The sequence below is a fragment of the Coxiella-like endosymbiont genome (genome assembly GCF_030643785.1).
Lineage (GTDB): Bacteria > Pseudomonadota > Gammaproteobacteria > Coxiellales > Coxiellaceae > Coxiella.
The window spans coordinates 530777-545960 of sequence record NZ_CP094378.1 but is presented as its reverse complement, the minus strand read 5'-3'; the positions used below and the strand labels follow the sequence as shown (position 1 = coordinate 545960).

Here is a 15184-nt window from a genome sequence, read left to right as displayed (position 1 = left end):
TAAATCAAGAGTAAACTCATCCACCTATCTTCCAAACTTGTTCATGATCCGAACGGAAAGATTATTCGTTATGATCATTCGTTATGAATGGATGCTCTAGCAGCTTGAATTACTGAAAAAGTTTTTTAACTGACATAAGCCTGCGGCTAGTAAAACAAATAGATATGGAAGAAAATTACTAAAAGAAAAATTAGCAAAAATCTTCGATATACTACAATATATTAGGGAAAATCCATGACTGATTTTTTCTAATTTGTTCTTCAATCTTTTTTTCAATGTTCTTCGCTAATTTCACAATTGATTCATTATCAAAGAATTTCGAGTTTTTATTCTTTCCACCCAATTAGCTAATTCATAAGATAATAGGCGGGCAGATGGGTCAATCATTGAAATTTCTATTACAGTTTCTTGAGCGGATCTCGTTATTTCTTCTTCTTTGAATTTAATTATTATTTAAAATAATATGACAAATTATATTCTGAGATTATTAAAATATTCTTAAAAAGAATATTTTTGGGAATAATTAGAATAGCGGTGCTTTTTAGCTATGAAGTGATTTATTTTGCAGAACAAGAATAAAATTCTCTAAATAGGAATATTTTATTTACAACAAAATAAAAAATGCCCATTTTCCTCGTGCACACAAAATAAGAATAAGCCTCCATGGGGACACCAAAGGAATAATTAATTTATCCAATCAGATTAAGCAATCACAGCAACGGGAGTAAAAGAAAATGGTAATTCTGAAGAATCTTTGAAAGTAATAATTTCCCAAGCTTCATTTTGAGCTAATAATTTCTTTAATAAAGAACTATTCAGAGTGTGACCAGATTTAACCCCGTGAAAGGCTCCAATTAGTCCATAGCCTAATAAATAAAGATCACCAATCACATCGAGGATTTTATGTTTAACGAATTCATCGGGGTAACGCAAGCCATCTTGATTTAAAATTTTATATTCATCTAAGACAATCGCATTATCCAAACTAGCACCTAGGGCTAAATTATTTTTTCGAATGAATTCATAGTCCGATAAAAAACCAAAAGTGCGTGCACGAGAAACTTCTTTTACGTAGGAAGTGCTCGAAAAATCAAGAGTTGCATTTTGGTTCTGTTCATTAAATAAAGGATGATCGAAATCGATACTAAAACTAATTTTAAATCCGTTATAGGTTTCGACTATTACACTTTTTTCGCCCTCTTCTACCTTAATCCTTTTTTTAATTCGAATAAATTCTTTAGCAGCATTTTGTTCTTCAATCCCAGCCGACTGGATTAAAAATACAAAAGGACCAGCACTTCCATCCATAATGGGAAGCTCTGGCGAAGTAAGGTCAATATATAAATTATCAATACCAACACCCGCTAAAGCTGATAATAAGTGTTCGACAGTAGCCACCCGAACATCGTCTTTTGCTAAACAAGTCGATAAACTGGTATCACCAATATGATTAACTGTAGCAGGAATTTCTACAACAGGATTTAAATCCGTTCGGCAAAAGATAATGCCGGTATTGGGTGGCGCGGGACGGAGGGTCAAATAAACTTTTTCGCCAGTGTGAACACCAACACCGGTTGCTCTGACAACATTTTTCAGAGTTCTTTGCTTGATCATTATTTCAATCCTTTCCCAAAAGGAGGCACATTCTAGCACATCCTTTATTTAAATTTAACAGGAACGCGTTATCCCCCCCCCCCCCCCAAAAAAGAAAGAGGCACGTTTTACAAACGTTAATCTTCTTCCTGACGGCGTAAAAAAGCAGGAATATCTAAATATTCAAAATCACGGTCTCGATGTTTATCTATTTCCACTGTTCGTTTAGAGGGTTCCTCTTGGTTTCGCATATACGTTGGACGATCCAATTGGTGATAATCCAACGTGACATCTTTTTTTATATTTTTTACAGATTTAAGAGGCACACCACTAGCACCTCCACTATTTTGCGTACCAAGTCCAGTAACCACAACAGTCACTCGCAATTCATCGCTCATTTCAGGATCGATCACCGTGCCAACCACTACCGTTGCGTTTTCCGATGAAAATGCTTTAACAGCTTCACCTACTTGCTCAAATTCTCCAATAGAGAGATCCATTCCAGCAGTAATATTTACCAATACTCCACGGGCACCCGTGAAATCTACGTCTTCCAATAATGGGCTGGCAATAGCTGCTTCGGCGGATTCGCGTGCACGATTTTCACCATTGCTAACGCCCGTTCCCATCATAGCCATACCCATTTCGGACATCACTGTTCGTACATCCGCAAAGTCCACGTTGATTAAACCCGGTCGGGTGATTAAATCTGCAATACCTTGCACTGCACCTAACAATACGTTATTGGCAGCTTTAAATGCATTTAATAAGGTAATATTTTTACCCAGCACATTCAGCAATTTATTATTAGGAATAGTGATCAAAGAATCGACATATTTAGTTAATGCTTTAATCCCTTCTTCAGCCACTTCCATTCGCTTTTTACCTTCAAAAACAAAGGGCTTGGTCACAATAGCGACGGTTAATATTCCTAATTCTTTAGCCACTTCCGCAAATATGGGCGCCACCCCGGTTCCCGTACCGCCTCCCATGCCGGCCGTTAAAAAAACCATATCAGTCCCTTCGAGAATTTCTCGCATCCGATCGCGCGCTTCTTCAGCTGCCTGACGTCCAATATTCGGATCTGCACCCGCACCCAAACCTTTTGTTATTTCTTCACCTAACTGGAGCACGATTCGAGCGCTGGAACGACCCAATGCTTGAGCATCAGTGTTCGCACAAACAAATTCGACGCCATCAATACTTTCAGCAATCATATGCTCGATTGCATTTCCGCCGCCCCCACCGATACCAATTACTTTTATTTGGGCATCTTGGGGTGAAGTTTCGCCAAGTTCAAACATGCTTTTTCTCCTAAAAATTCCCCTGGAACCAACTTTTCATTCGTTGCCATAAACTCAAACCACAATCTAAATCAAACGCCGCTGAATTGTTATTTTGATTTTGATGACCGTGGATCAGTAAGCCGACTGCTGTTGCATAAATAGGATTATCTCGAACATCTGCTAATCCGTTAATGTACTGAGGCAGCCCCAGCCGCACGGGCATTTGAAAAATTCTTTCACCCAATTTAACACATCCGAAAATTCGTGAAGCACCGCCTGTCAAAACTATACCAGCAGCAATTAAGTCTTCAAAGCCGCTACGTCGTAATTCGGTCAATACCAATTCGAATAATTCCTCATAACGTGCAGCAACTACCTGAGCCAGTCCTCTTTTTTGGACTTGTTTCGGTGGTCTTTTAGCAACACTCGGGACCTGTATGGTTTCTTCAAGATCAACTTCTTCCGGCAATGCTGACGCGTGCTTCATTTTAATTTGCTCAGCATATTGCGTAGGGGTGCACAAAACTACCGCTACATCGTTGGTTACATGATCGCCCGCAATCGGAATAACATGAGTATGACGAATAGCCCCTTCCGTAAAGATAGCTATATCCGTGGTACCCCCGCCAATATCAACCATACAAACACCTAATTCTTTTTCATCATCAGTCAATACCGAATGGCTCGAAGCAAGCTGTTCCAAAACAATATCACCCACTTGTAACCCGCAACGGCGAACACATTTAGTAATATTCTGAGCAGCACTCATGGCGCCGGTAACGATATGTACTTTCGCTTCTAAGCGAACTCCTGACATTCCCACAGGTTCGCGAACACCTTCTTGGTTATCAATGATGAATTCTTGCGGCAAAATATGCAGTATTTTTTGATCAGCAGGAATAGCCACTGCTTTCGCTGCATCGATTACCCGATCTACATCCGATTGATTAACTTCGCGATCGCGAATTGCCACAATCCCATGAGAATTTAAACTGCGAATATGACTACCGGCAATCCCCGTGTAAGCGGAGCGAATTTGATAGCCGGCCATTAATTCTGCTTCTTCAATCGCACGCTTAATGGATTGCACGGTTGATTCAATATTGACTACCACACCACGTTTTAGTCCACGTGATGGATGTGTTCCAAAACCAATAACTTCAATTTGGTTATCTTGGCCCACTTCTCCAACGAGCGCAGCTATTTTGCTAGTGCCAATATCTAACGCAAAAATAAGATTTTTTTCCGGATTTTTCGGCATAGTTGCCAAAGTCTCCCTGTGTCCCTGCCCACATTGACTGTTAAATCATTAGTATAAGCGATATACCTTGAAAGCACTATTAAAAATTAATCGCAATTCTAGCACTATTTTTCAAATTTTATCACTCTTAAATATATTTTTTTTAAATTATCAAAATCTTATAACATTGTCTTTATTTTCTACTTAAAATAAAGAGAGCGTCCAAAATTAATTCAGTTCAGGATGGACAATTCAGGATGGACAAATATAATCCAAAACTTATACAATTGCATTAGTTAACAGAAAAAGGGATACTTTCCAAAATAATCTCAATCAGTCCAAAATAGTCTCAATCAGATTAACAAGTAAAAAAATTCACAGGTGTCTTTTCAATTGCTCTATTCCTCTGCTCTACTACACCCCCAATTTTCGCTCATTTCTATACATAAATACACTATCTTATATGAACACTATCTTAATGACAGCAACGCAATGTTGGAACCAAAGCAATCTCAAACAATATTTGAAAATCTATCGTAACTCCTCCGGACACGTTATGCATCACGCATTCTCTTGTTCACGGCTACTTTTCTCAAATCCGAGAAAATTTAATCCATCGCTTTCCCAACTCAAAGGCGATGGGAAAACTAATTTTATTCCCTTATCTGATCGATCGGTTATCACAGGATTATGTTTTAGTTGTGGGTCGTTATTATTTAAAGTAAACTTCAGAAAACACTTTTTCTAGTGGTTTTTTATGGTTTTTTTACAACCCTTTTTCCAACACACCCAAGCAGGTTGGAAAATAATCTCAGACCATACTTCGTAAAATAGAAAAATCTTTTAACAAAATTATTCAAGGCTACTTTCCCTGTTCTTTCCGAAAAAATACGCCACTGGCGATAACTTTGTGATGCAGGATCTGGCTTACTATGACCAACGCCCTGAAATCAGGGTAGTATATAGCTAGCTTGTTGCGATTCGCGTGTTGATCCTATCTTAGTTCTTCAGTTGACGACCCAGGGAAATTATTTATCGTGCGTAATGTAGCCAATATTATCTCACCCTATGAATCGTATGAAGGGTATCGGCATCATAGCACAAGTGCAGCATTAGAATTTGCAATTTATTACTTGCAAGTAAAATATTTTATTATTTTAGGCCATAATCAGTGCGTAGGCCATAATGAGTGCGGTAGGTTGCAAGCCTTGTTAAACAGCGAAAATAAAAGAAAACGATTTTATTACCCGTTGGGTTTCGTTAATTGAAGCAACCAATCAAACCAAAAAATGCCAATAAATTTTTAAAACAAGCTCTAATTTCTTTTTACCAAAATTGTTTAATCTTTTCCTAGATTCAGAATTGCCTTACCCAAAATCAATTTGCTATCCATCTTTAATTTTTTGACATTAGGGAAGGCGAAATTTGCGTACTCCTTTGCCAATAACCGTTATCAAAAATTAATCGCGGATCACTAATCAGCTCTCGACAACTCTTCGGAAACTCTATAGCATTTTTTTAAATAGACCTTAGATGTTTCGATCGCATAAGATGTTTAAAATAGCCTTTTGACCCTTACACTCGAATATTATTGCTTGGGTTGACTTTGCATTTTATGCCTATTTTGCACCAGTTTTATCAACTATTTTCTTTCCATTCACAACTCAAGCTAATACAACAACGCTCATCGGCTTATTGCCTTCTTATACCTCTATTGGTTTTCTTTCACACTCTTTTTATTAACTATTTTCCAGATTCTGCAAACTATGGCCGTTAGGGCAGAACCAACCAATTCAAGCGCTTTGCTAAGGATTATTAAGGCGCTCTCCCTCAGTCATTTTTAAATGATACACTATCTGCTTTTTTATCGGTACGAGATTTAGCAAGAGCTCAACCGACTTGCCAATTTTTTCGGCTTGAAATTAACAAGCTATATTACCGGCGCTACCAATTATTCAATCTCGGTTATAACCAAGCTTTGAATTTAATGGAGGTTTACTAACCATTCTATGAAAAATCATGATAAATCTATTCAAATGTTAAAGAAAATTCCTTCTTTTAAAAGACGTTTCGTAACGCTTTGGCAACTTTATTGTCTCAGCGGTGAGGAATCTGTGATAAAATAAGCTATTGCTAAAAGGGCTCAGCGCGAAAACAACAAACCCACGCGGGCACCAACGTCTTGTATTAGGGGGTTGGTTGGACCCTGAGTAGGACGCAACTGCGATGAGGCTATTCGCAGTCACTTGGGAAGCCAACCTGGCGCAAAATGATGTCAATAATACGAATCCCTGTATATGGCGACCTTAAAAGTGGTTCTCTTGGAAGCTATCCGATATGCCCATGAAGAATTCGAGGTTGCAAGAGATTTCACAGACACCCAGTGTGCCAATCTGCTCGACCTCGCCGCACAAAATAATTTTATCGAAAAAATGGAATACGTTATTAATAATTTGGAAATTGATCCCCATAGAGCGGGGGTGAAGATGGATCGATTGGATTACGCTGCTCGCGGCAATTTCTATACGCGCAATGAAATATTGCGTAGAAGCGCTTAATATTCCCAAGGATATTTCATGCAAAGACGGTGATGGCAAGGACGTAGTACTTCTTTCGGTAGCGGAAAAAGGCGCTATTGAAGCAATAAATTTTTCCATCATGGAGTGGAAGTTGGGCAATAATTCCTGCGAACCAGGCTCGATAGGATGGAATATAATATTGCTTCTCACTGCTAAAAGCGGCTCTGTCGAAGCTACGAAATACGCAACTGCAGTCTTTGTATCACCCACCCGCCCGGGGCGCGCATAATGACTATAGAGAGGTTCAAGATCCTGAGCTTCTAGACGCCGCCCCTGCGTCTTCTCGCCCTCCTCCGTAGTAGAAATCGACAATCTACTAACGCATCACACATTGTATTGTGCTGCTTGGAATCGAAATACCAAAACGGTATCTTTTATTCTTCAGTTAACGGCTAGCTTGGGCATTAAATATGATAGACTTCATTAAATAGACCTCTTAGAAATATGATGCCCAACACTATGGGAAATTCTCCGCCAATCGAGAGGCAATTGCTGCACTACTGGCTACACCTGTTCCTCAAATTAGGGAAAACCTTATTGGGGATTTGCTAAAAGCTAGGCTTGGGAATTAAAAATATCAGCCCCTGGGAAATCAAACCACTGGTTTAGCTACGGAAGAAAGGAAAAAAGGACCGAAGCCTCGTGCTACATTTTCGGAGCGAGTTAATTTCCTTCTACATTAGACGAGTTATGGCGAGGGCACTCTCTTCCATTGAACGGCTAAGCCATTGGGATAACGAAGATCGACATGTTCAACCTGCTCGCTTTGATTCCCAATAATTTGACGGTAAAAACGAACCAGCTTTTCAAATCGTTGATCGATATCTTCATGCCCCAAATAAACTTGGATATGATTGTTTAATACGAGAAACCAAGCTTCACGGTCGCTTACCTGCAAGGCGGTTATTTTTATATGCAACGGTTCCAATAATCGCAATAATCGATCGAATTGTTCAAATCGAGCGAGAACAATTTTTTCACTGCCCTCAGGCCCTTGGAGTTCAGGCAAATCTTTAGGAATTGTTGCAATGGGCGGGGTAAACAATGTACCTAGCTTGGATATTAATTGAGTTTTCTTCCATCGGGCTAAAGGCTTTTGCTCCGCGACCGCAATTTCTAATTCGCTCGACCATATTCGCCGAATAGAAACATCATACACCCATGGTAACGCCGTTAAAGCGAATCGCAATTCACGAGCATTAAAAGAAAAAATCCTCCGTTTATATGATGAATTACAATATTCTTTAATTCCGGTATTTTCAGGTGAGTCCCAGTCGCGGTTATTTTAATCTGACGAAAAGGGAAGGTTTTAGGATTACGTAGGGTAAATATTCCTGCTAAAACCATAGCAAAAACGACTAGCCCTAAAAGAGAAGGAATTGATTTTTGCAGCTGGATTGCCCACAAATATTTAATTTTATTTTTCTTACGCCATTTCATAATCACCAACAATATGCACTTCTCTGATCAATTGGATGCCATGAATTTCATAAACTCGCTGGGCAACATTTTGAATTAAACGTTCGATATCGGAAGCGTTTGCCTCGCCTTTATTTAAAATAAAGTTAGCATGTTTTTCTGAAACTTCTGCATTACCGATTTTTGTTCCCTTCAATCCTGCAGATTCAATGAGTCGAGCCGCATAATCGCCCGGCGGATTTCGAAAAACGGAACCACAACTAAAAGTCCCGATGGGTTGAGAGCTACTGCGTTTTTTTAACAACGCACTTATGGCTTTCTTAGCTCTAGTAGTATCCCCCTGATTAAAACAAAAATAACCGGCGACAAAAAATTGATTGTTAAGACCCTGAATTTCGCGATAACTAATTTTAAACTCATCCGGCTGTCGCTTATGGAGAACACCTCCATGATCGACTATTTCGACACGAACAACATGACGCCAGGTTTCTCCGCCGAAAGCACCAGCATTCATGGCTAAAGCTCCGCCTACGGTTCCCGGAATTCCTGCAAAAAAAGCGCCGTCCTCTAGCCCTTGGCTCGCGCAAAATTTTGCTAACTTAGCACAAGTTACACCCGATTCGGCACGGATCATTAATAGCTTGTCTTCTTTAAAAAATGAAACGTTTTTTAATCGGTTCAAAGTTAAAATTACTGTTCCTTTGATTCCACCATCCCGAATTAAAATATTACTCCCCAAACCCAACCAGGTTAATAGCTCACCAGGTGGTAATTGGCCAAGAAAATTTTGTAAATCCGATAAATCAGCAGGCTGGTAAAATCGTTCGGCATTACCGCCCACTCGCCAGGAAGTGTAACGCGCTAAATTATGGTTATAAATTAACTCCCCTCGTACATTATTAAATTTTTCTTCCCGCATCCGAAAACTCTGCTAATTAAAAGAAACTCACTGGTGGACTTCCAATTAAAGTGGTTGCAACAGCTCCCACATTACCGGCACCTTGCAGAATAACTACGTCATTGGGTTGCACCAACTTTCGCAATATTTCGGGTAAATCCTGCAATCTCGGGACAAAGACAGCCTTTTTAGTGGTCTGTTGCTCGATAATCTTTAACAATGTTTTTCCATCGGCCCCTGGAATAGGCGTTTCCCCTGCACTATAGACCTCAAGCAATATTAATAAATCAGGCTCTATTAAAACCGAAGCAAAATCGTGGATTAATTCTTTTGTCCGACTGTAACGGTGTGGCTGAAAAACAAGAATGAGTCGCCTTTCAGGCCAGGCAGCGCGCGCCGCTGATAGAGTCGCTTTGATTTCATTCGGGTGATGCCCATAATCTTCAACCACCAGTGCTTGTCCATTCGAAAGAAGCATTTCACCTCGAATAGCAAAACGACGATCTACTCCAGAAAATTGCGCCAAGGATTGCAACATTTTTTTTCATCCATCCCAATTAATTCACCAACCCCTATGACCGCTAAAGCATTAAGGGCGTTATGGCGACCCACTAGATTAAGTTTAACCGGCAAAGGCGATTTATCTTGCAACAATCGATGAACTTGAAAATGGGTTTGTAACCCTTTTTGTAAATAATTATCCGCTTGATAATCAGCTTCCGCCGAAAATCCATAGCTAATCACTCTCTGAGATAACGTGGGAATTAATTCATTTAACACAGGATCATCCTTACACAAAATAGCCACCCCCCTTGGGGAATTTGATCAAGAAATTGTACATAGGTTTTTTTCAAACAATTAAAATCTCCTCCGTAGGTGCTTAGATGATCGGCATCGATATTTGTTATTATGCCAATGTTAGGATGCATATAGAGAAAAGATGCATCGCTCTCATCAGCTTCGGCAATAAAATAAGGTCCATTTCCCACCCGCACAGGCGTTTGGCTATCATTTAACACACCGCCAACCATAAACGTAGGATCTAAATCAGCAATAACAAAAGCATTAGCCAGAAGAGCACTGGTGGTGGTTTTTCCATGGGCACCGGCCACTGCAATCGATTGGTAAGCCGCCATCATTTTAGCTAGCATTTGACCCCGCTTTAAAAGCGGGATTTTGGCTTGTTGGGCGGTAATGAATTCAGGGTTGGTCAACATAATTGCACTTGAATAAATAGCACAATCCGCTCGCATGACAGCTGTCCCGTTATGATTAAATATGATTTCAGCTCCTAAACGATGGAGCCTTTCGGTGTTTTTATTAGGAGCAATATCAGAACCACTAACTTGGTATCCCTTTTTCAATAAAATTTCAGCAAGCGCGCTAACGCCAATTCCGCCAATCCCTAGGCAATGAATATACTTAATTACTTTTCCATTCAGAATCATAACAGCTTCTTACATTCACTAATGACATTCTGCACGGCTTTAGGCTCCGCTAAATTCCGCGCGCATTCTGCCATTGTTAACAGACGATTCCTGTCGAGAGCAAATTGCTCAAAATAAAGGATCAAACATTTTTCCGTTAATGATTTCTCTGGAATAATAATAGCAGCCCCTGCTTGCGCTAAAAAGCAACCGTTGTGAAATTGATGATCATCTACAGTATAAGGATAGGGAACAAAAATACTGGCTACACCTACTGCTGCAATTTCACTTACCGTTAAAGCACCTGAGCGGCACACAATCAAATCAGCCCATGTGTAGGCTTTTACCATATCGTCGATAAATGCATCAATTCGTGCTTCGAAGTCCAGCGTTTCATAAGCTTTTTTAAGCCGATCAAAATCCGCCTGACCCGTTTGATGCCATAGCATGAGTTCTTGGGGATTAGGGTAATTCCTTAGAGTAGTCACCATTTTTTGGTTAATCGGACGAGCACCTTGACTACCTCCCAAGACCAAAACTCGCAAAGGACCTTTCCGATTCAGCAAGCGGACTCGCGGCAAAGGAGTGTTGATTAATTCAGCTCGGATGGGATTTCCAGTAGTCCTTACGTTTCCTCCCCCAGCAAAAGTCCCCGGGAAAGCTTGTAGTACAGAGCGGGCTATTTTTGCTAACACACGATTAGTCAATCCTGCCACCGCATTTTGCTCATGAATTACCATTGGAGTACAAGTCAACCAGGCGGCAAGACCACCAGGCCCTGCCACATATCCTCCCATCCCTAAAATAATTTGGGGCTTCACTCGTCGGATCACTCGATAAGATTGAAAAATGGCTCGGGCCAGACGAAAAGGCAGAAAAAACTTCTGTAATAATCCTTTGCCTCGAAGTGCTCTAATTCGGATAAGATTCAATGGAAATTCAGGAAAAACCAGTTTCTTTTCCAAGCCGCTCGCAGTTCCTAACCAATGAATCTCTACGCCTTGCTGTTGCAGCGCACGCGCCACCGCCAGAGCAGGAAATATATGTCCTCCCGTGCCTCCAGCTATAATTAATATTCGCTTCATTTATTTTATACTGCCCAGCAGAGTTTCCCATTAGGCTGCCTGACTAGTTTTTTTATTGTTCAAGCTCAATTCATAATCCCAGCATTAATAATTCGTCAATCGTGATCCCTTCGTGCTATTTTCCCAGTGAATTTCATAAGCAATTCGCAGTAAGATCCCAACTACTAAACAATTAATCAGCATGCTACTTCCTCCATAGCTGATAAAAGGTAAAGTCAAACCTTTAGTCGGTAAAACACCTATGTTGACACCAATATTGATGAGTGTCTGCAAGCCGAGCCATAAAGCAAATCCGTAAGCGAGATAGGCTGAAAATAATTGATTATTCGTTTCAGCACAGCGCCCAATTACAAAAATGCGAACAATTAAAATAATAAATAAGGTAAACACCAAAAGCTCGCCAATGAGACCCAGTTCTTCAGCAAGCACTGCAAATAAAAAATCCGTGTGCGCTTCCGGCAAATAAAACAGCTTCTGTATGCTATTGCCTAAACCAACACCGAATAACCCTCCACGCCCAAAAGCAATTAACGATTGAGTTAATTGATAACCTGAACCAAACGCATTATGCCAGGGGTTTAAAAAAGCGGTTAGTCGCTGCAATCGATAAGGGGATAAAACTGCCAATAAGGCTAAAGAAATTAGCACTAGAATTAACAACACACAAAAGGGCCACAAGCGCACACCACCGAGAAATAAAAGAGCCATATAGGTTATAGTAACCACCACAGCGGCGCCAAAATCAGGCTCTAATAATAATAAGCTGGACAAAAACATCACAAGAACCATAGGTTTTAAAAAACCTTTGAGCTCTTCACGTACTTCGTTATGGTAGCGTTGCAAATAACTGGCTAAATATAAAATTGCAGCCAATTTCACTATTTCTGAGACCTGCAATGAGAAACATCCCAACTGGATCCAACGTCGGCTCCCATTAACCATTCTGCCAATCCCGGGCAATAAGACGATTATTAACAATAAAAAACTTAATAAAAATAAATAACCACTATATTTCTGACAAATTTTAATTGGCACGCGAGAAGCTGTAACAGCAAGCAATAAGCCTAAAATTAAATAAACCAATTGATGAATAAAATAATGAAAAGGATAACCAAATTGACGGTCTGAAATAACCATAGAAGCCGAAGCCACCATGAGTAAACCCAAGGCCAACAAGGATAAAGTAGAAATAATAATCCAACGGTCGTAAAGTCCTAAGGCTGGCAATTTTTGCCGCATTAAAGTCCTTCCACCGTTTCAATAAACACATCACCCCGATGTCCATAGTGTTTAAACATATCATAACTGGCACAGGCAGGGGATAACAAAACGACATCACCCTGTTGAGCAATGTCGGTAGACTGTTTTACAGCTTCTTCCATGGAAGAAGCGCGCGAGATTTTCGTGTAACGCCGCAAAGCTTTTTCTAATAATGGCGCATCTTCGCCAATTAAAACGATTTGTTTCACATAACGCTTGACTACGTTCTTTAAAGCGGAAAAATCAGCGCCTTTACCTTGGCCACCGGCAATTAAAATTAATTTTCCTTTGGCGACTTCTCCCAAGCTTATAATAGCTGCTTGAGTTGCACCGACATTGGTTCCTTTTGAATCGTTATAATAATCAACGTCTTTGTATTTTCGTACCCACTGACAACGATGACGGATTCCCGTAAAGTCACGCAAAATCTCAAGCATAGCCTCCATAGGTACACCTACTCCTTTTCCTAAGGCTAAAGCAGCCAATGCATTTTGAATATGATGGATAGCGTTTAGTTTTAACTCTTCAATAGGCATAAGCCTCTGGCGCTGATAAGCGATGAAAGTTTTATGATTATGTTCTATTAACGAAAAATCAGCACGATTCTCTAATCCAAAGGATAGAGGTTTTTCCTTAAATGAAATTTTTTTCCAGATTTCCGGTTCATCCCCATTGACAATAGGAGTCTGGCAGCAATGATAGATCCGTTGTTTGGCTCGAATATACTCTTGAAAACTAGCATAGCGATCCATATGATCCTCACTAATATTCAGTATCGTCGCAGCGTGAGGTTGGAGGGAAAAGGTTGTTTCCAATTGAAAACTCGATAATTCCAGAATGTAATATTCAGGATCGAGGTGAAGTTGCTGTAATACCGGTTGTCCGATGTTACCACAAACAATAGCATTGATCCCTGCGGCCTTCATCATTAACCCTACAACGGTCGTCACCGTTGTTTTACCATTGGAGCCCGTAATGGCGATAACGGGTTTTTTGACGGCGCGAGCAAATAATTCAATATCACCAATAATAGGTTTACCTATCGCCACTTGATTGGCAATGGCAAGATTATAAAGAGATACACCGGGACTTAATACAATTTGGTGTGCTTCATTTAATAAATTTTCACAAAATTCCCCTAGCGCTAATTTGGCATGGGGATAAGCTTGGATAAATTCTTTTAATTGTGGAGGTTCTTGTCGGTTATCAGTAATCGCAAATGGTTGATTTGTTTCCGCCAAAAATTGGGCGCAGGATAATCCGGTTTTGCCTAAGCCTAAAATAACGGTTAGTTGTTTGCCTGTCATATTATCTCAATTTTAAGGTAGTCAACCCACAAAGCACTAAAATAAAAGTAATAATCCAAAACCGAACAATAACTTTGGGCTCAGGCCAACCTTTTAATTCAAAATGATGATGCAGTGGTGCCATTCGAAAAACCCTTTTACTCCCTGATGATAGTTTAAAATAACCTACCTGGATAATGACAGAGAGAGTTTCTAGAACAAAAATCCCTGCCATAAAAAAATAAACTATTTCCTGACGAACTATTACGGCAATTACTCCTAAAGCAGCCCCCAACCCTAATGAACCCACATCCCCCATAAAAACTTGCGCCGGATAAGCGTTGTACCACAAAAAACCCAGGCTACCGCCGACTAAAGCACTGCAAAAAACAACAATTTCACCTACCCCTGGAATATAAGGAATCGCTAAATATTCTGCAAAAAGGTGGTTCCCACTAGAATAAGCGAAAATTCCTAGTGCCACACCAATGACTATAGTTGGCATAAGAGCTAAACCATCTAAACCATCGGTTAAATTTACAGCGTTACTGCTACCCACTATGACAAAATAAGCAAGAAAAATATAAAGAAGGCCTAAATTAGGGGCTACATTTTTTAAAAAAGGAATGACTAATTGAGTTTCAGCAGGAGTTGTGGCGGTAAGGTAGAGGTAAATCGCTGCTACGAGGCCAATTAGTGATTGAAGCAGGTATTTCGAACGCGCAGATAACCCCTTACTATTTTTTTTAATTACCTTACGATAATCGTCAACCCAACCTATAAGCCCGAAGGCTACTATAACCAATAAAATAATCCATATAAATCGACTGGTAAGCTCTCCCCATAATAACGCACTAATAGCAATAGCCAAAATAATGAGAATACCACCCATAGTAGGAATGCCGGATTTTTTCAAATGGGCTTGAGGACCGTCATCTCTTACCATTTGGCCAATTTGTAATTTTTTAAGTTTTTTTATTAAATATGGAGAAAAAGAGAGAACAATAATCAATGCAGTCAAAGCACTTACGATAGAACGAAATGTTAAATAATTAAAAACGCGAAAACCATAAAAATGGTTACTTAAAAAATTAGTGAGCCAGAGCAGCAT

Annotated in this window: 13 protein-coding genes and 1 pseudogene; 3 read left to right on the top strand and 11 right to left on the bottom strand. The window is 39.9% G+C overall.

What is annotated here, in order from left to right:
• Positions 1 to 702: 702 nt before the first annotated feature.
• The 3 genes from lpxC to ftsA all read right to left on the bottom strand — a co-directional run bounded on the left by lpxC (position 703) and on the right by ftsA (position 4149).
• On the bottom strand, positions 703 to 1614 hold the full coding sequence (gene lpxC, locus MRH55_RS02840) for a UDP-3-O-acyl-N-acetylglucosamine deacetylase (protein ID WP_304985938.1): 912 nt from the start codon (positions 1612 to 1614) through the stop codon (positions 703 to 705).
• A gap of 116 nt (positions 1615 to 1730) precedes the next feature.
• Positions 1731 to 2897: a cell division protein FtsZ gene (ftsZ, locus tag MRH55_RS02835; protein ID WP_304985937.1), complete on the bottom strand. Its 1167-nt coding sequence runs from the start codon at positions 2895 to 2897 to the stop codon at positions 1731 to 1733.
• A gap of 10 nt (positions 2898 to 2907) precedes the next feature.
• Entirely contained in the window at positions 2908 to 4149 is a 1242-nt protein-coding gene (gene ftsA, locus MRH55_RS02830; RefSeq protein ID WP_304985936.1) for a cell division protein FtsA, read from the bottom strand.
• Between the two features lie 1007 nt (positions 4150 to 5156).
• Here ftsA and MRH55_RS02825 point away from each other — a divergent pair.
• From MRH55_RS02825 to MRH55_RS02815, 3 genes are all read left to right on the top strand, one after another.
• Positions 5157 to 5387: a carbonic anhydrase gene (locus tag MRH55_RS02825; protein ID WP_304985935.1), complete on the top strand. Its 231-nt coding sequence runs from the start codon at positions 5157 to 5159 to the stop codon at positions 5385 to 5387.
• A 1029-nt stretch (positions 5388 to 6416) separates the two neighbouring features.
• Positions 6417 to 6677: a hypothetical protein gene (locus MRH55_RS02820; RefSeq protein ID WP_304985934.1), complete on the top strand. Its 261-nt coding sequence runs from the start codon at positions 6417 to 6419 to the stop codon at positions 6675 to 6677.
• Complete coding sequence (locus MRH55_RS02815) at positions 6652 to 6927, top strand: hypothetical protein (RefSeq protein WP_304985933.1); 276 nt, start codon at positions 6652 to 6654, stop codon at positions 6925 to 6927. Before MRH55_RS02820 ends, MRH55_RS02815 begins: the two co-directional genes overlap by 26 nt.
• 459 nt (positions 6928 to 7386) lie before the next feature.
• On the opposite strand, the gene MRH55_RS02810 is transcribed toward MRH55_RS02815, so the two are convergent.
• The 8 genes and pseudogenes from MRH55_RS02810 to mraY all read right to left on the bottom strand — a co-directional run bounded on the left by MRH55_RS02810 (position 7387) and on the right by mraY (position 15184).
• Entirely contained in the window at positions 7387 to 7887 is a 501-nt protein-coding gene (locus MRH55_RS02810; protein WP_304985932.1) for a cell division protein FtsQ/DivIB, read from the bottom strand.
• Complete coding sequence (locus MRH55_RS02805; protein WP_304985931.1) at positions 7872 to 8138, bottom strand: hypothetical protein; 267 nt, start codon at positions 8136 to 8138, stop codon at positions 7872 to 7874. The genes MRH55_RS02810 and MRH55_RS02805 overlap by 16 nt, the downstream gene beginning before the upstream one ends.
• Positions 8125 to 9036, bottom strand: a complete 912-nt coding sequence (gene murB, locus MRH55_RS02800; RefSeq protein ID WP_304985930.1) for a UDP-N-acetylmuramate dehydrogenase — start codon at positions 9034 to 9036, stop codon at positions 8125 to 8127. The genes MRH55_RS02805 and murB overlap by 14 nt, the downstream gene beginning before the upstream one ends.
• 16 nt (positions 9037 to 9052) lie before the next feature.
• Positions 9053 to 10463, bottom strand: a pseudogene (gene murC, locus MRH55_RS02795) (UDP-N-acetylmuramate--L-alanine ligase).
• On the bottom strand, positions 10460 to 11527 hold the full coding sequence (murG, locus tag MRH55_RS02790; RefSeq protein ID WP_304985929.1) for an undecaprenyldiphospho-muramoylpentapeptide beta-N-acetylglucosaminyltransferase: 1068 nt from the start codon (positions 11525 to 11527) through the stop codon (positions 10460 to 10462). The pseudogene murC and the gene murG overlap by 4 nt, the downstream one beginning before the upstream one ends.
• Before the next feature lie 84 nt (positions 11528 to 11611).
• Positions 11612 to 12766 carry a putative lipid II flippase FtsW gene (gene ftsW, locus MRH55_RS02785; protein WP_304985928.1) on the bottom strand — a complete coding sequence of 385 codons (1155 nt, stop codon included), beginning with the start codon at positions 12764 to 12766 and terminating at the stop codon, positions 11612 to 11614.
• Entirely contained in the window at positions 12766 to 14094 is a 1329-nt protein-coding gene (gene murD, locus MRH55_RS02780; RefSeq protein WP_304985927.1) for a UDP-N-acetylmuramoyl-L-alanine--D-glutamate ligase, read from the bottom strand. The genes ftsW and murD overlap by 1 nt, the downstream gene beginning before the upstream one ends.
• A 1-nt stretch (position 14095) precedes the next feature.
• Positions 14096 to 15184 carry a phospho-N-acetylmuramoyl-pentapeptide-transferase gene (gene mraY / locus MRH55_RS02775; protein WP_304985926.1) on the bottom strand — a complete coding sequence of 363 codons (1089 nt, stop codon included), beginning with the start codon at positions 15182 to 15184 and terminating at the stop codon, positions 14096 to 14098.